The 15,371-nt window shown below is 74.1% G+C and carries 16 protein-coding genes; 9 read left to right on the forward strand and 7 right to left on the reverse strand.

Annotation, left to right across the window (positions count from 1 at the left end; genetic code table 11):
• Positions 1-26 precede the first annotated feature (26 nt).
• The gene (locus tag MRQ36_RS23110) at positions 27-758 is read left to right on the forward strand and encodes an EcsC family protein (protein WP_242798639.1); all 732 of its coding nucleotides are present in this window, start codon (positions 27-29) and stop codon (positions 756-758) included.
• A gap of 25 nt (positions 759-783) precedes the next feature.
• Here the strand turns inward: MRQ36_RS23110 and MRQ36_RS23115 are convergent, their stop codons facing one another.
• Positions 784-1,629: a GDSL-type esterase/lipase family protein gene (locus MRQ36_RS23115; RefSeq protein ID WP_242798641.1), complete on the reverse strand. Its 846-nt coding sequence runs from the start codon at positions 1,627-1,629 to the stop codon at positions 784-786.
• A gap of 103 nt (positions 1,630-1,732) precedes the next feature.
• The gene (locus MRQ36_RS23120; RefSeq protein WP_242798644.1) at positions 1,733-2,350 is read right to left on the reverse strand and encodes an antibiotic biosynthesis monooxygenase; all 618 of its coding nucleotides are present in this window, start codon (positions 2,348-2,350) and stop codon (positions 1,733-1,735) included.
• A gap of 171 nt (positions 2,351-2,521) precedes the next feature.
• Here MRQ36_RS23120 and MRQ36_RS23125 point away from each other — a divergent pair, with 171 nt between their 5' ends.
• The 5 genes from MRQ36_RS23125 (at position 2,522) to MRQ36_RS23145 (ending at position 7,156) form a co-directional block, all read left to right on the forward strand.
• A complete protein-coding gene (locus tag MRQ36_RS23125) occupies positions 2,522-2,785 on the forward strand; it encodes a DUF6343 family protein (RefSeq protein ID WP_242798646.1) in 264 nt (87 codons plus the stop codon).
• A gap of 12 nt (positions 2,786-2,797) precedes the next feature.
• The gene (locus MRQ36_RS23130) at positions 2,798-4,210 is read left to right on the forward strand and encodes an NADP-dependent succinic semialdehyde dehydrogenase (protein ID WP_242798648.1); all 1,413 of its coding nucleotides are present in this window, start codon (positions 2,798-2,800) and stop codon (positions 4,208-4,210) included.
• A gap of 76 nt (positions 4,211-4,286) precedes the next feature.
• Positions 4,287-5,252, forward strand: a complete 966-nt coding sequence (locus MRQ36_RS23135; RefSeq protein ID WP_242798650.1) for a TIGR03885 family FMN-dependent LLM class oxidoreductase — start codon at positions 4,287-4,289, stop codon at positions 5,250-5,252.
• Between the two features lie 37 nt (positions 5,253-5,289).
• Complete coding sequence (locus MRQ36_RS23140; RefSeq protein ID WP_242798652.1) at positions 5,290-6,870, forward strand: Na+/H+ antiporter; 1,581 nt, start codon at positions 5,290-5,292, stop codon at positions 6,868-6,870.
• A gap of 28 nt (positions 6,871-6,898) precedes the next feature.
• Positions 6,899-7,156, forward strand: coding sequence for a UBP-type zinc finger domain-containing protein (locus MRQ36_RS23145; RefSeq protein ID WP_242798654.1), 258 nt, complete (start codon positions 6,899-6,901; stop codon positions 7,154-7,156).
• 11 nt (positions 7,157-7,167) lie between these two features.
• On the opposite strand, the gene MRQ36_RS23150 is transcribed toward MRQ36_RS23145, so the two are convergent.
• On the reverse strand, positions 7,168-9,621 hold the full coding sequence (locus MRQ36_RS23150; protein ID WP_308194904.1) for an ABC transporter permease: 2,454 nt from the start codon (positions 9,619-9,621) through the stop codon (positions 7,168-7,170).
• Positions 9,618-10,397: an ABC transporter ATP-binding protein gene (locus tag MRQ36_RS23155; protein WP_242798658.1), complete on the reverse strand. Its 780-nt coding sequence runs from the start codon at positions 10,395-10,397 to the stop codon at positions 9,618-9,620. Before MRQ36_RS23155 ends, MRQ36_RS23150 begins: the two co-directional genes overlap by 4 nt.
• A 110-nt stretch (positions 10,398-10,507) precedes the next feature.
• On the opposite strand from MRQ36_RS23155, the gene MRQ36_RS23160 reads away from it, so the two are divergent.
• The gene (locus MRQ36_RS23160) at positions 10,508-11,632 is read left to right on the forward strand and encodes a sensor histidine kinase (protein ID WP_242798660.1); all 1,125 of its coding nucleotides are present in this window, start codon (positions 10,508-10,510) and stop codon (positions 11,630-11,632) included.
• The gene (locus MRQ36_RS23165; RefSeq protein WP_242798662.1) at positions 11,629-12,285 is read left to right on the forward strand and encodes a response regulator transcription factor; all 657 of its coding nucleotides are present in this window, start codon (positions 11,629-11,631) and stop codon (positions 12,283-12,285) included. Before MRQ36_RS23160 ends, MRQ36_RS23165 begins: the two co-directional genes overlap by 4 nt.
• Positions 12,286-12,325: 40 nt before the next feature.
• On the opposite strand, the gene MRQ36_RS23170 is transcribed toward MRQ36_RS23165, so the two are convergent.
• Genes MRQ36_RS23170 through MRQ36_RS23180 form a run of 3 tightly spaced genes read right to left on the reverse strand, consistent with a single transcriptional unit; the run spans position 12,326 to position 14,786 of the window.
• Entirely contained in the window at positions 12,326-12,853 is a 528-nt protein-coding gene (locus tag MRQ36_RS23170; RefSeq protein ID WP_242798663.1) for a GNAT family N-acetyltransferase, read from the reverse strand.
• Positions 12,854-12,866: 13 nt separating this feature from the next.
• The gene (locus MRQ36_RS23175) at positions 12,867-14,117 is read right to left on the reverse strand and encodes an MFS transporter (protein WP_242798664.1); all 1,251 of its coding nucleotides are present in this window, start codon (positions 14,115-14,117) and stop codon (positions 12,867-12,869) included.
• Positions 14,118-14,174: 57 nt separating this feature from the next.
• Positions 14,175-14,786, reverse strand: coding sequence for an HAD family phosphatase (locus MRQ36_RS23180; protein WP_242798665.1), 612 nt, complete (start codon positions 14,784-14,786; stop codon positions 14,175-14,177).
• A gap of 71 nt (positions 14,787-14,857) precedes the next feature.
• On the opposite strand from MRQ36_RS23180, the gene MRQ36_RS23185 reads away from it, so the two are divergent.
• A complete protein-coding gene (locus MRQ36_RS23185) occupies positions 14,858-15,370 on the forward strand; it encodes a GNAT family N-acetyltransferase (RefSeq protein ID WP_242798666.1) in 513 nt (170 codons plus the stop codon).
• The last annotated feature ends 1 nt before the right edge of the window (position 15,371 follow it).

A 15,371-nucleotide genomic window follows, 5' to 3' on the forward strand; every position in this document is an offset into this window, starting at 1 on the left:
TCCGTCCGACCCCTCCGGGAGCCCAGGTGACCGACCCCGTACCCGTCGACCCGACCGTTCCCGCGCCGCCGGCCGCACCCCAGGACGTCCCCGAGGCACCGCCGGCCACCCTCTGGGACCGGATGCGGGACGACCCGCAGTACGCGCCGGAGCACCTGGCCCTGGAGGCGGTCCGCCGGCTCGGCCCGGAGGCCGCCCAGTGGGTCGCCCGGGAACGCGCCGCCCGGCCCGGCGTCCCCGCCGAGGAACTGGCCGACCAGGCGGTCCGCCGGTTCGTCAACCGGGCCCGGCTCTCCGGCGCGGTGTCCGGGGCCGCCGGGCTGCCCGGCGCGGTCATCGACATCGGGGTGCTGGCCTGGACCCAGGCCCGGCTGGTGCTGCACGTCGCCGCCGCGTACGGCGTCGACCCGACGCACCGGGACCGGGCCACCGACCTGCTGGTGCTGCAGAAGGTGCACAAGGTCGCGGAGAGCGCCCGGCTGGCCCTCGGGGTGGCCGCCGGGCGGGAACGCGCCGGGGCGCTCTTCGGGCTGGCCGGCGAGCGTCCGCTGGGTCGGGTGATGCTCCAGCTCGGGGTCCGGCTGGCCCAGATGGCCGGGGTACGCGCCGCGAAGCGGATCGTCGCCAAGGTGGTGCCCGGGGCGGCGATCGTCCTCGGCACCTGGGCCAACTCCTCGGCCACCAAGGACCTCGCGGACCGGGCCCGCGCCCTCTACCGGGGTGGCCCGGAACACCTTCCGCAGCAGCGCCGCCCCTGAACCGGCCGCCGCCGGTTGCTCCGGCCTAGTGCGACCAGCCGGCGGCCGGCCAGCTCACCTCGGCGAGGCGGTTCTGCCCGGTCACGCTCGGGTGGAACCAGTCGAGGGTGTTGACCAGGTCGAGGTCGAAGCGGAGCCGGTGCACCGCCCCGCCGTCGTAGCGGCAACGGCTGCCGTACGCCCGGCAGGCGGCGCGGAGCTGGGCGTCGTAGTCGTCGATGCGCTGCCGGAACGCGGTGCGGCGGGCCACCGCGGCGGGCGCGGTCGACGTGGGATCGGCCAGCAGCGCGGGGCAGATGCCGTGCGACCAGGCACGGACGGCCCGGGACTCGGTGTGCCCGACCTCCCAGAGCCGATAGAGGTCGGGGATGCTCACCACCAGCACCCGCGCCTTCGGCCGGCCCTTGCGCAGCACCCGCAGGCCCTGGTCGACCCGGGTCCGGAAGGTCGCCACCGGGGTCATCGAGTTCACGTCGCCCCGGCAGGCGTCGTTCGCGCCGATCAGCACGGTGACGTAGTCGGCCTTGTCCCGGACCGCCGCCTCGGCCTGCCCGGTCAGCTCCGCCGCCCGCGCCCCCGGCTCGGCGTGGTTGTAGGCCCGCAGCCTCGGGTTGTCGTCGTGCAGCCGCTGGTAGTGGCTCTCCACCCGCACCCCGTTCCCGGTGGACCAGGAGTTGCGCATGCAGGCGATGAGCACCAGGCAGGAACCGAAGCCGGTGGTGATCGAGTCGCCGAGCGCGGTCAGCACCGCCGGGCCGCCGGGTGGTGGGGAGCCGCCCGACGGGCGCGGGGAGGCGGTACCGCCCCCCTCGCAGGCGAGCGCGACCAGGGCCGCGAGACAGGCGACGGCGGCGACCCAACGTCGAGGCATGGTGATCTCCCCGTCCCGCACGGAGCTACGGAAGATCGACCTTACGCGGGCGCGGGGGTCCGGCGGTCCGCTCCTGTCGGCTTTCCGGCATCGACCACCGTCGTTAAGACTGACGTGCTATACGCCGGGCGCGCCACGGTGCCGGCTGGCCGTGCAGCCACCAGTGCAGCGCCCGGGTGATCCGGGGCAGCACCAGGTAGGTCATCAACGGGGTCAGGCAGAGCGTCATGAGCAGGGTGCGCAGCGCCAGCGGGACGTCGGCGATGAACCGGGCGGTGAGCAGCGTCGCGGTCAGGCTCAACGGGAAGAACGCCAACCAGATCGTCACCGCCTGCTTCCACCGGGGCGGGGTGACCGGCGCGGCCGGCTCGGTGTCCAGCACCTCCACCACGTGGTCGACCGGCGGCTCGAACCAGCCCTCGATGCCCGTGCGACGCTCCACCCGGGTGTGCTCGACGATGCCCTGCGCCGAGGTGAGCCACCAGCGCCGCTGCGGGGACTCCTCCCAGCGGCTCAGCGTCTCGTGGTCGGCGAAGCGGTAGAGCATGTGCCACTCCGGCGAGCCGGGGGCGCTCTGCACCCACCCGGCGCCCAGGAAGCCGGGGAAGGTCTCGGCCAGCCCGGTGCCGGCCCGCATCCAGGCCACCATCTCGTGGCTCCGGGCGGGATCGGCGCGCCGGGCGATGGCGACGGTCACCGGTACCGCATGGGTCGTGGTCATGCCTGCATCCTCCCCGCCGCCGCCGGTGTGGGCCCGGTCCCGGCGCTGGGGTGTAACGCAGCGCACCGGCCGTCGCATCCGCCGGATACCCCCTGGGTGGCCGGGATCACCGGGCGCGGCACACCGGGGCCGGTCGGTTAGCTCCACCGTTTTCGGGGGTAGCCCTCCAGGATGACGAGATCGCAGCCCCGGCGCGCCCGCGGCACGGTCGGCCACGCGTACAGCGCGCTGAACCTCCGGCTCGCGCTGGCGGCGTTCGGCCTGGTCACCATGACCGTCTTCGCGGTGTGGGCGTTCCGGGTCCACGCCGGGTGGCTGGGCGTGCTCTGCGCCCTGCTCGCCGCCGTGGCCGTGGTCGACCTGGTCGTCGTCCAGCGCCGTCGGGTCGCCCGCCGTCGTGAGGAGCCGGGCGCGCACCACTCGCTCTTCGAGTGACAGGAGTACGAGATGTCCATCGCCACCACCAACCCCGCCACCGGACAGGTGCTCAAGTCGTACGACCCGATGTCGGACGAGCAGGTCGACGCCGCCATCGAACGCGCCGACCTGGCCTTCCGCCAACTGCACCGCACCACGATCGCCCAGCGGGGAGAGTGGCTGAACGCCGCGGCCGACCTGCTCGACGCCGAGCGCGACGAGACCGCCCGGCTGATGACCACCGAGATGGGCAAGACGTACGCGGCGGCGAAGGCCGAGGTGACCAAGTGCGCCACCGCCTGCCGCTTCTATGCCGCCCACGCCGAGCGGATGCTCGCCGACGAGCCCGCCGACGCCGGGGCGGTCAAGGCCCAGCGGGCGTTCGTCCGCTACCAGCCGATCGGGCCGGTGCTCGCGGTGATGCCGTGGAACTTCCCGCTCTGGCAGGTCATGCGGTTCGCCGCGCCGGCCCTGATGGCCGGCAACACCGGGCTGCTCAAGCACGCCTCCAACGTGCCGCAGACGGCGCTCTATCTGGAGGACGTGTTCCGCCGGGCCGGCTTCCCGGAGGGCGCCTTCAGCACCCTGCTGGTCGGCTCCGACGCGGTGGACCGCATCCTCAGCGACCCCCGGGTCCGGGCCGCCACCCTCACCGGCAGCGAGGGGGCCGGCCGCTCGATCGCCCAGATCGCCGGGCGGGAGCTGAAGAAGACCGTGCTGGAACTCGGCGGCAGCGACCCGTTCGTGGTGATGCCCTCGGCCGACCTGGACAAGGCCGCCGAGGTGGCCACCACCGCCCGCTGCCAGAACAACGGCCAGTCCTGCATCGCGGCGAAGCGGTTCATCGTGCACACCGACGTCTTCGACGCCTTCGCCGAGAAGTTCGCCGCCCGGATGTCGGCGCTGCGGGTCGGCGACCCGATGGACGCCGACACCGACGTGGGGCCGCTGGCCAGCGAGCGGGGCCGGGACGAGATCCACGCCCAGGTGCAGGACGCGGTGGACAACGGCGCGACCATCCTCTGCGGTGGCGAGAAGCCCGACGGCGACGGCTGGTACTACCCGCCGACCGTGGTCACCGACCTGCGGCCGGAGATGCGGATGTGGTCCGAGGAGGTCTTCGGGCCGGTCGCCGGCCTCTACCGGGCGTCGTCGTACGACGAGGCGATCGAGATCGCCAACGGCACCAGCTTCGGGCTCGGCTCGAACGCCTGGACCACCGACCCGGCCGAGCAGGAGCGCTTCGCCACCGACCTGGACGCCGGGAACGTCTTCGTCAACGGCATGACCACCTCCTATCCGGAGCTGCCGTTCGGCGGCGTGAAGAACTCCGGCTACGGCCGCGAGTTGTCGGCCGTCGGCATGCGCGAGTTCTGCAACACCAAGACCGTCTGGATCGGCGCGGGCGAGGCCGGCGCGGGCGCGGGCGCGCACTCCGAGTAACGCGGCCGCCGGCAGGGGCCCCGCCGCACCGGGGCCCCTGCTTACACCGGGGCCGGGCTGGGTAGGGAGTGCGGCCATGACGGTGTTCGCGTTCCACGCCTCGCACGAGCAGATCCACCCGGCCGAACTGCTGGCGGCGGTCATCCACGCCGAACGGGCCGGCTTCGACGGCGGCATGTGCTCCGACCACTTCTCGCCGTGGAGCGCCCGGCAGGGCCAGTCCGGCTTCGCCTGGTCCTGGCTGGGCGCCGCGCTCCAGGCCACCAACCTGCCGTTCGGCGTGGTGAACGCACCCGGCCAGCGCTACCACCCGGCGATCATCGCGCAGGCCATCGGCACCCTCGGCGCCATGTACCCGGGCCGGTTCTGGGCGGCGCTGGGCACCGGCGAGGCGAGCAACGAGCACATCACCGGCGACGGCTGGCCGCGCAAGGAACTGCGCAACGCCCGGCTGCGCGAGTGCGTCGACGTCATCCGGGCCCTGCTGGCCGGCGAGGAGGTCAGCCACGACGGCCTGGTCACCGTCGACCGGGCGAAGCTCTGGACCCGCCCCGAGCAGCCGCCCGCGCTGATCGGCGCGGCGGTCAGCGTGGCCACCGCCCGCTGGTGCGCCGAGTGGGCCGACGGTCTGGTCACCGTCAACGCGCCCGTGGACCACCTGCGGCAGATGATCGACGCCTACCGGGACGCCGGCGGGCGGGGGCCGCTGCACCTGCAGGTGCACGTCAGCTGGGCGGCCGACCAGGCCGAGGCCGAGGCGATCGCGTACGACCAGTGGCGCAGCAACGTCTTCGCCCCGCCGGTCTGCTGGGACCTGGAGACCGCCGAGCACTTCGACACCGTCAGCGCGGACGTGCCGATGGAGAAGGTCACCTCGACGGTCAACGTCTCGGCCGACCCGGGCCGGCACGTCGGGTGGCTGGAGGACTACCTGGAGCTGGGCTTCGACCAGATCGCCCTGCACCACGTCGGGCAGGAGCAGCGGGCGTTCATCGACACCTTCGGCGCCGAGGTGCTGCCGAAACTGCGGCCGGCCGGCTGACCGGCCCGGAAACGCAGGCGGCCTAGGCTCGTACCCCATGGAAGCTCTCTTCGAGGTCGTGGTCGTCCTCGCGATCGCGACGTTCGGTGCCGCGCTGGCCCGACGGCTGGGCCTGCTCGCGCCGATCCTGCTGGTCGTGCTCGGCCTCGCCCTCTCCTTCGTGCCCGGCTTCCCGCAGATCCGGCTCGACCCCGACCTGGTGCTGGTGGGCATCCTGCCGCCGCTGCTCTACGTGGCGGCCCTGGAGACGTCGGTGCCGGCGTTCAAGCTCAACCTCCGCCCGATCCTGCTGCTCGCCGTCGGGCTGGTGATCTTCACCGCGTTCGTGGTGGGCACCGTGCTGCACCTGTTCCTGCCCGACCTGCCGTACGCCATCTGCCTGGCCCTCGGCGCGGTGGTCGCGCCGCCCGACGCGGTCGCCGCCACCGCGGTGGCCCGGCGGGTCGGGCTGCCCCGCCGGATCGTCACCATCCTGGAGGGGGAGAGCCTGGTCAACGACGCGACCGCGCTGGTGCTGCTGCGGGTCGCGATCGTCGCGGCCACCGCGACCGGCGGCGGGGTGAGCGTCGGCGACGTGGGCCGCGAGGTGCTGGTCGCCACCGGCGGCGGCATCCTGGTCGGCCTGCTCGGCGTGGTGGTCTTCGGCTACCTGCACAAGCGGATCACCGACGCCGTGCTGGACAACGCGCTCTCGCTGATCGTGCCGTTCGCGGTGGTCTTCGCCGCCGAGGAGATCCACGCCTCCGGGGTGGTCGCCGTGGTGGTGACCGGGCTCGGCATCGGCCACAAGATGCCGATGCTGATGTCCGCCGCCTCCCGGCTGCAGATCGGCGCGTTCTGGCGGCTCACCCGGTTCCTGCTGGAGGGGCTGGTCTTCCTGCTGGTCGGGCTGCAACTGCGCGAGGTGGTCCGCGACCTGGACGAGCCGTTCGGCTTCCTGGTCGGCATCACGGCCGCGGTGGTGGCGGCGGTCTTCCTGGCCCGGTTCGTCTGGCTCTTCCCGGCCACCTACCTGGCCCGGCTCGTGCCCCGGGTCCGGCAGAAGGACCCGGCCCCGCCGATCCAGGTGCCGATCGTCATCGGCTGGGCCGGCATGCGCGGCGTGGTCACCCTCGCCGCCGCCCTCGCGCTGCCGCTGACCCTCGCCGCCGACCGCCCCTACCAGCGACAACTGTTCATCTGGCTCGCCTTCGCGGTGATCGTGGTGACGCTGGTCGGGCAGGGTGCCACCCTGCCCGCCGTCGCCCGCCGACTCAGGATCCCCGCCGACGACCCGGTGCAGGACGCGCTCTCGGCCGCCGCGGTGCAGCAGCAGGCCAGCCGGGCCGCCCGGGAACGCCTCGACGAGCTCGCCGAGGGGGCGCCCCCGGCCGTCGTCGAACGGTTGCGCGGGCTGGTGCAGAGCCGCACCAACCTGGCCTGGGAGCGGTTGGGGGGCACCGACCGGGAAACCCCGTCCCAGGCGTACGGTCGGCTGCGGCAGGAGATGATCGACGCCGAGCGGGAGGTGTTCCGGGCCGCCCGCGACTCGGGGAAGATCCCCGAGGAGGTGCTGGTGCGGGCCTACCGTGACCTGGACCTGGAGGAGTCGTTGCTGCGCCAGGAGACCGCCGACTGAGCGGCCGACGCGAGCGGGAGGACGAGCGATGAGCTGTCAGCATCTGGCCGAGCCGGGCGCGGCCGAACCGAGGACCACCGAGGAGTGCCCGGACTGCGTCGCCGTCGGCAACGCCGACTGGGTGCACCTGCGCGCCTGCCTGACCTGCGGACACGTCGGCTGCTGCGACTCCTCGGCGTACCAGCACGCGACGAAGCACTTCGAGTCGACCGGGCACCCGGTGATGCGGTCGATCCAGCCGGGCGAGGCGTGGCGCTGGTGCTTCGTCGACGAGGAGATCGGCTGAGGCGCGCCCGACTAGCGGGTCAGGCCCTGCGCGGGAGAGATCCGCGTCGCCCGCCGGGCCGGCGCCACACTGGCCAGCACCCCGGTCACCACCGCCGCCAGCAGCAACAGACCCAGCTGCCCCCAGGGCAGGCGGATGACCGGTGCGGCCGTCGCGCCGACCGTGGCGGTCACCCCGACCAGGCCCACCGGCACGCCGATCACGACACCGGCGGCCGCGCCGACCAGCGTGATGGTCACCGCCTCGATGGCGAGCATCGCCCGTAGCCGGCCGCGCCGGGCACCGAGCGCCCGCAGCAGCGCCATCTCCGGGGTCCGCTCGATCACCGACAGACCCAGCAGGTTCGCGATGCCGAGCAGCGCGATGATCACGGTCACGCCGAGCATCGCGAGCGACAGCCCGAGCAGGATGGCGAGCACGTCGGCGATGTCGCTGCCCTCCGTGATGCCGCCACCCAGCTCCACGCCGGGGTCGCGGGCCGCGACCGCGTTCACCCGATCGGTCAGCCGGTCCCGGTCGAACCCGGGACGTGCCACCCCCCAGACGGTCGTGGGCACCGTCGCGACGCCCTGGGCCGCGAGCGCGTCGGCGGAGGTCACCCCGAGGAGCTGACCCGTGGTGTCGGCCAGCCGGGAGGAGCGCGCGGTGAACTGCAGCGTCCGGTTCCCCACGCCGACGCTGACCGGGCTGCCGTCCGACAGGCCACGGGCGGTGAGATAGGCGGCGGGCAGCAGGACGACCGGCGGACCGGCGGAGGTGGCGAGGTCGGGGGCCAGGGTGCGGGTCAGCTCGCCGGGCAGGGCCGCGAGCGCGGCGGGAGTCGGCTTGCCGGCGTCGGCGAACCGGGCGTCCACGGTGCCCACGGTGGCCGCGACGGAGAGTTGGGGCACCGCGGCGAGATCCCGTACCGTCTCACCGCTGATGGGACCGCCGTCGGTGCGTGCGCTCACCGCCACCGGGTACCGGGCCTCCAGGTCGGCGTCCACGGTGGCGCGCCCCGTGGTGGCGGCCACGGCCAGGCAGGCGATCAGGGCCGCGCCGACCACCACGGCCATCGCCGCCGCGGCAGTCCGGCGGGCGTTCTGGCTGAGGCTGTTGCCGGCCAGGCCGGCGGCCACCCCGAAGCGCTCCATCAACCGGGTGGCCGGCGGCAGCAGCAGCGCGATCAGCCGGGGCAGGGCGATCAGCAGACCCGCCGCCAGCAGCACTCCACCGAGCAGGGCCAGTGGCAGCGAGACGGCGACCCCGGCCAGGCCGAGCACCGCGGCGGCGACGACGGTGACCACCACGCCGACGACCAGGCGACGCCCGCCGCGGACCGTGCCCGCCGGTGGTTCGGCGGCCTCCTGCAGCGCACGGACCGGCGGGACCCGGGTGGCGCGTCGCGTCGGGAACCAGGCGGCGGCCAGCGTGGCCAGGACTCCCACCAGCACGCTGCCCACCAGCGCGAGGGGGTTGACCCGCAGACCGCCACCGCTGATGTCGAGCAGGTCGGCGCCGAGGTAGCCGACGGCGACGCCGACCGCCGCCCCCGCTACCGCCCCGACCGTGCCCGCGATGGCGGCCTCGGCCAGCAGCACCCGCCCCACCTGGGCGCGGTGGCCGCCGACGAGCCGCAACAGGGCGATCTGCCGGATCCGCTGGACGATCACCACATGGAAGGTGTTGGCGATGACCAGCACGGAGGCCAGGAGGGCCACCGCGGCGAAGGCCAGCATCAGCACCACCAGTTGGGTGTTGCCCCCGGCGAAGCGCGCCGCGGCCTGGTCGGCTGCGGCGGCGGCGCTCATCGCCGAGGCGCCCGACGGGAGCGCCCGGTCGATCCCGTCGACGGTGTCCGCGAGCCGGTCCGGCTCGGCGACCGTGACCAGGGCCGCGGGGGGTACGTCGCCGGCGAAGAACGACGGGTCGGCATAGAAGCGGAACGACGATCCGGTCAACGGCCGGAAGCCGAGGTCGGTCGAGCCCGTGACGGTGACGGTCACCGGCTCCGCGTCGCCCTGTCGGAAGACCAGGTGGTCGCCCACCCCGACGCCCAGGTCGTCGAGCGTCCGCTGATCCGCGACGACCTGGCCGGCGCCGGTGGGCCAGGACCCGTGGTCCAGGTCGAACCAGCGGACCTCGGGCGTGGCGGCGATGCTCTGCACGTTCGCCGAACCGCGCCGGTCGCCACCGAAGACGCTGACCGTGCGCGCGTACTGCGGATCGACGGTGCGGACGCCGGGAACCTCCGCCGCTGCCCGGTACCAGCCCGGGTCGTGCACCGAACCTCCCGCGTCCAGGAGGATGTCCGCCGTGGTCAACGGCGCCGCGGCGGTGAGCCGCAACCCCTCACCCGAGGTGGCGGCGAAGGTGGCGGTGGCGGCAAGGAAACCCGTAGCCAGCAGCACTGCAGCGATGATCGCCAGCAGCCGTGCCGGATAGGTGCGGACCTGCGCCCAGGCGAGTGCGAAGATCATGGTCACACCGTCACCGAGGCGAGCGAGGCGAGGATGGTGTCCCGGGTGGGGCGACGCAGTTCGTCGTGGATACGGCCGTCGGCCATCACCAGGACCCGGTCGGCGTACGTCGCCGCTCCCGGATCGTGGGTCACCATGATGATCGTCTGCCCGTACTGCTGTGCCGCGTCCCGGAGGCCGCCGAGCAGGGCCCGTCCGGTGGCGATGTCGAGCGCGCCGGTCGGCTCGTCGGCGAAGACGACCGAGGGCTGGGCCAGCAGGGCCCGGGCGACCGCGACGCGTTGCTGCTGACCACCGGAGAGCTCCGCCGGCCGGTGTTCCAGGCGGTCGCCGATCTGCAGCGCGTCGGTGATGACCCGCAGCCGTGCCGCGTCGACCGGTCGGCCGGCGAGCCGCAGCGGCAGCGTGATGTTCTGCCGGGCGGTCAGGGTGGGCAGCAGGTTGAACGCCTGGAAGACGAACCCGATCCGGTCCCGGCGCAGGTCGGTGAGCGCCCGGTCGTCCAGCCCCGCCAGCGAGGTGCCGGCGACGCTGATCGCGCCCTCCGTGGGGGTGTCCAGGCCGGCCAGCAGATGCATCAGGGTGGTCTTGCCCGAGCCGGACGGGCCCATGATGGCGGTGAACTCGCCGGCGGCGAAGTCGGCGGAGACACCGTCCACCGCCCGCACCGCGGACTCACCGGCGCCGTACGTCTTGCGGACGTCCCGGCAGCTCACCATGTCGGCATACGTCGTCTGCGTCGTCACCTCATCGACGGTAGGGAGGTGCCCGACCGCCCACATCCGTCCGTGGCATCGAGTTTCCCGCTCGACCGATACCTAGGTATCAAGGCTGCGGTATGGATCGGAATGCCGTGATTCCGTTGCCGCGCCCCGCTGCCTAGGCTGGGGGAGTGCGGGCCGACACGAAACGGATGATGCGGGTCGACGCCGGCGTCGCGCTCGCCGTCGTGGCCGGCTGTCTGCTGCTGGGCGTCGCCGGTCTGCCCGACTGGTACTGGTCGGCGGCGGTCGCGGTGCCCCTGGCGATCCGTCGCGTCGCGCCACTGACCATGCTCGCGCTGGTGGCGGCCGTCTCGGGCACGCACCTGCTGCTCGCGCACAGTTTCCTGTTCCCCGGCGACCTGGTCGGCCTGGTCGCCATCCACGCGGTCGCCGCGTACGCGACCGATCGGCTGCGGCACGCGGGTCTGCTGCTCGGCGCGGCCGGCGCGCTCGTGGTCGCCGGCTACGCCCTGCACGACCGGCGGCTCGGCGCCGGGCTGCCCGGCGTCCTGATCATGGCGACGTCGCTGGCCGCGTGGTCGACCGGGCTGATGCAACGCCAGCAGCGCAGCGCCGTCGACCAGGCGGAGCGCCGCCGGCGGCTCGCCGAACGGGACAGCGCCATGCGCGCCCAGCTCGCGGTCCACGAGGAGCGGAGCCGGATCAGCCGGGAGATGCACGACATCATCGCGCACTCGCTGGCCTCGATCATCGCCCAGGCCGAGGGTGGCCGGGTCGCCGCCCGCGCCGACGTCGTGGTCGCCGGTCCGCTCTGCGACCAGATCGCGGGTACGGGTCGCGAGGCGCTCGCGGACGTCAAGCGCCTGCTCACCGCCGTCGACCGGGACGACGAGCTGGACGCCAAGGGGCTGCGCGACCTGCCCGCCCTGCTGACCAGCGTCGCCGCCGCCGGTCTGCGGGTGACCGTCACCACGGACGGTGGCGAGCAGCCCCTCGGACCCGGCATGGACCTCGCCGTCTACCGGGTGATCCAGGAGTCGCTCACCAACGTCATCAAGCACGCTCCCCGGCAACAGGCGCACCTGCGCATGTGCTGGACGCCGATGCTGCTCACCGTCACCGTGACCAGCCCGACGGCGGGGCAGGGCGGCGGCGCGCCGGTGGAGGGGCGGGGCCTGTCCGGTATCCGGCAGCGGTGTTCACTGTTCAACGGGGTCTGCACGCTCACCGCCGGGCCGGAGTTCACGATCACCACCACGTGGCCACTGGTCCAGGAGGGAGCGCCGCGATGACCGAGCCGCCCATCACGGTGCTCATCGCCGACGACCAGGATCTCGTCCGTACCGGGTTCGCGCTGGTCGTCAACTCGGCCCCCGACATGTGCGTGGTCGCCACCGCCGCCACCGGTACGGAAGCGGTCGCCCTCGCCGCCGAGCACCACCCGGACGTCATCCTGATGGACATCCGGATGCCGCACACCGACGGGATCACCGCCACCCGCGCGATCCTCGCGGCCCCCGGGCCCGCCCCGAAGATCGTGGCGCTGACCACCTACGACACCGACGACTACGCGACCCGGATGCTGAGCGCCGGAGCCAGCGGCTACCTGCTCAAGGACGCGACCGCCGAAGGGCTGACCGCCGCCATCCGCACCGTCCACCGTGGCGGTTCGGTCATCGCGCCCTCGACCACCCGGCGGCTGGTCGCCGGTCGCGACGCACCGTCGTCGACCCGCAACAACACGGCCGTCGACGGGTTCACCGCCCGGGAACGCGACGTCTTCGACCTGATCGTGGCGGGAGCGAGCAACGCCGAGATCGCCCAGCGGCTGCACCTCGCCGAGGTCACCGTGAAGACCCACGTCGGTCGGGTGCTGGCCAAGCTGGGCGTCCGGGACCGGGTCAACATCGTGATCTGGGCGTACCGCAACGGTGCCGTCCGCTGACCCGCGCCCGGGTGGCGGATCGCGGCCAACGCGCGAGCGGTCAACCGACCCGTCGGGCCAGCACCTGACCCGGCCACGGCGGCCGGCCCGGGCGCGTCACCGTGAACCGGTCGGTCGGCGTGAAGCCGCACCGCTCGTAGAAACCGACCAGCGCCCGGTCGTCACCGGCGTAGCAGTCCACCCGCAGCAGCCCGAGGCCGCGGTCGCGGGCCAGCTCCTCGGCGTACGCCAGCAGTCGCGCGCCGATCCCCAGGCCGGCGTGCGCGCGGTCGGTGAGCAGCAGGTTCACGTACAGTTCCGGCTCGATGGGCGGTGGCACGTAATCCGTCGCCGTGCCCACCACCAGCGCACCGACGACGTCGTCGTCGAGCAGGGCCAGGTGCAGGTCGCCGCCGCTCGCCCACGCCTGCGCCTGGGCGATCCGGGCCGGGTCGGTCGAGGCCGGCGCGGTGCCCCACTGGCCGGTCCGGCCGCGCGTGGTCAGCCAGGCGATGGCGACGTCGAACAGCCGCAGCACGCTGCCGGCGTCGCCCGGCCCGCCGCGACGGATACGGAGATCGTCGGTCACCCGGTTCATGCTGCTACACCGTCGCCGGCGGGTGCTCATCGGCCGGCCTGGTGGTCACCCGGTTCGCCAGCGCCCACCGCGCCAGTGCGGGGGCGGCCAGGCCGACCACGACGAAGAGCCCGCCCAGCGCCAGCCAGCCCGGCACACCGCCGTCGAGCAGCAGCAGGGTCAGCAGCGCCGGACCGAGCGCCCGGGCCAGACCGGCGAGCAGACCGTCCGCGCCCTGGTACGCGCCGATCGCGTCCGGCGGGGCCAGGTCGTAGGCGAGTCCCGCCGCCGCCGAACCGTGCCACAGGTCACCGACGGTGTAGACCGCCGTGGCGGCCAGCAGCAGGACGACCGCCGTCACGGTGGGCACGCCGGCCGCGACCGCGTAGAGCGGTGTCGCGGCGGCGAGGACCAGGCCGGCCCGGCGCAGCTGCCGGGCCGCCCGGACGGCCGTGTCCGCGCCCCGGCTCAGCCGCACCGCCAGCAGTACGGTGAGCACCGTGTTGGTGAGCAGCACCGCCGAGACCACCGGTGGGGGCGCGCCGGCCCGGTTCACCGCCCAGAGCGGCACCACGAGGGTGAGCATGGTCAGGTGCAGGGTGAGCACCGCCGAGGCACCGCTGACCGCGAGGAACCGCCCGTCCCGCAGCGCCCGCGCGCGTCGCGGCCGGGCCGCCGCCGGGTGGCGCGGGGCCGGTGGGAAGGCCGGAAGTCGGCGCAGGAGTGCCGCCGACAGCAGATAGGTGGCCGCGTTACCGACCACCAGCAGCTGGTACGCCAGGTGGGTGTCCGCCGCCAGTGCGAACCCGGCCAGCGCCGCCCCGACGGCGATGCCCAGGTTCGCCACCGCGCGCAGCGTGGCGAAGGCGTGCACCCGCCCCTGGGGACCACCCACCGCCGCGACCAGCGCGGCGCGTACCGCCAGGTTGCCGGAGGTGAGCAGCGCGTCCAGCACCGCCACCGCCAGGAAGGCCGGGAACGAGCCGACCAGCAGGTACGCCGCGGCCACCACCGCCTGGCACAGCTGGAGAAGGGCGCGTAGCGTACGCGGGTCGTGCCGGTCCGCCAGGCCGCCGAGCGGCACACTGGCGGTGAGCCCGACCAGCCCGGCCAGGGTGAGGCCGACGCCGACCGAGGCGGCGGAGAGTCCTACGTCCCGGGTGAGATAGAGCGCCGCCCCGGCCGTCCAGAGTCCGGAGCCGACGGTGTTGGCCAGGGTGGCCAGGGAGAGGGTGCGCAGCAGGCCGGGCGGCGGGATCGGCGAGGCCCAGCTCATGCCTCCGACCCTAGGAAAGGCCGGGCGGTCCGATCGCCCCGAACGGCGCGACGCCGATCACACCGGACGTACCGCGGCCGCCCGCTCCCACGGGTGCGGTACGCGTACCGATGCCATGCCGGCCGCCGTCGCGGCCTGCACGCCGAGGTCGGTGTCCTCGAAGACCAGGCAGTGCTCCGGCGGTACGCCCAGCCGCCGGGCGGCGAGCAGGAAACCGGCCGGATCGGGCTTGGCCCGGGTGTAGTCGCCGGCGCAGACCAGCGTCTCGAACCGGTCGAGCAGTCCCAGTGCCGTCAGCGAGGCGGTGACCGACTCGCGGGTGCTGCCCGAGACGACCGCGAACGGCACCCGCCCGTACGCGTCCTCGATGTGCGCCAGCACCTCCGGCACAGCCGTCAGCTCGGGCAGGAACCGCTGGTAGAGCTCCTCGCGACGGGCGGCCACCAGGTCGACGGGCATGGCGAGCCCGTGCCGGGAGTTGAGGTCGACCACGATGTCGGCGACCGGCCGGCCGCCCCAGGCGTAGAAGAGCTCCTCGGGAAACTCGCAGCCCCACTCGTCCAGCGCCCCGCACCAGGCGCGGTGGTGCACCGGCATCGAGTCGACGATCGTGCCGTCGCAGTCGAAGAGGTATGCGCGGAACTCGCCGGGCGGCAGGATCAGGGCCATCGCTGCAGGGTACGTGCCCGGTCCGGAAACTCGCTGGCCCGTACCGGCCCGCTGGTGCCAGGGTCGGCGCCGTGGAGAGCATCAGGACGGCGCGGGCGGACGAGTTGACCGAGGTGCAGCGGATCGAGGTGGCCTCCGGGGCGCCGTTCCGGGAGATCGGCATGACCGAGGTCGCCGACATGCCGCCGCTGCCGCTGGACGTGCTGGTCGCCGCGCAGCGGGTCGGGTGCGTCCGGGTGGCCGTGGACGAGGCCGACCGGCCGGTCGCCTTCGTGGTGGTCGATCTCGTCGACGGCTGCGCGCACGTGCAGCAGCTCAGCGTCGACCCCGGGTACGCCCGGCGGGGGATCGGACGGCGGTTGCTCGACGAGGTGGCGGGTTGGGCGGCCGGCCAGGGCCGGCCGGCGCTGACGCTGACCACGTTCCGCAGCGTGCCGTGGAACGGGCCGTACTACGTGCGCTGCGGGTTCCGGGAGCTGACCGGGGCAGAGGTGACCCCGGGGCTGATCGGGTTGCTGGCGGCGGAGGCGGCGCTGGGACTGGACCCGGCCGACCGGATCGCGATGCGCCGGCCGGTCGGTTGAC

The sequence above is a fragment of the Micromonospora sp. R77 genome (assembly GCF_022747945.1).
Lineage (GTDB): Bacteria > Actinomycetota > Actinomycetes > Mycobacteriales > Micromonosporaceae > Micromonospora.

Coding starts and splice junctions, on each gene's coding strand:
- MRQ36_RS23115 (WP_242798641.1), bottom strand. CDS start 1,629: ATGCCTCGACGTTGGGTCGCCGCCGTCGCCTGTCTCGCGGCCCTGGTC.
- MRQ36_RS23120 (WP_242798644.1), bottom strand. CDS start 2,350: ATGACCACGACCCATGCGGTACCGGTGACCGTCGCCATCGCCCGGCGC.
- MRQ36_RS23125 (WP_242798646.1), top strand. CDS start 2,522: ATGACGAGATCGCAGCCCCGGCGCGCCCGCGGCACGGTCGGCCACGCG.
- MRQ36_RS23130 (WP_242798648.1), top strand. CDS start 2,798: ATGTCCATCGCCACCACCAACCCCGCCACCGGACAGGTGCTCAAGTCG.
- MRQ36_RS23135 (WP_242798650.1), top strand. CDS start 4,287: ATGACGGTGTTCGCGTTCCACGCCTCGCACGAGCAGATCCACCCGGCC.
- MRQ36_RS23140 (WP_242798652.1), top strand. CDS start 5,290: ATGGAAGCTCTCTTCGAGGTCGTGGTCGTCCTCGCGATCGCGACGTTC.
- MRQ36_RS23145 (WP_242798654.1), top strand. CDS start 6,899: ATGAGCTGTCAGCATCTGGCCGAGCCGGGCGCGGCCGAACCGAGGACC.
- MRQ36_RS23155 (WP_242798658.1), bottom strand. CDS start 10,397: ATGTGGGCGGTCGGGCACCTCCCTACCGTCGATGAGGTGACGACGCAG.
- MRQ36_RS23165 (WP_242798662.1), top strand. CDS start 11,629: ATGACCGAGCCGCCCATCACGGTGCTCATCGCCGACGACCAGGATCTC.
- MRQ36_RS23175 (WP_242798664.1), bottom strand. CDS start 14,117: ATGAGCTGGGCCTCGCCGATCCCGCCGCCCGGCCTGCTGCGCACCCTC.
- MRQ36_RS23180 (WP_242798665.1), bottom strand. CDS start 14,786: ATGGCCCTGATCCTGCCGCCCGGCGAGTTCCGCGCATACCTCTTCGAC.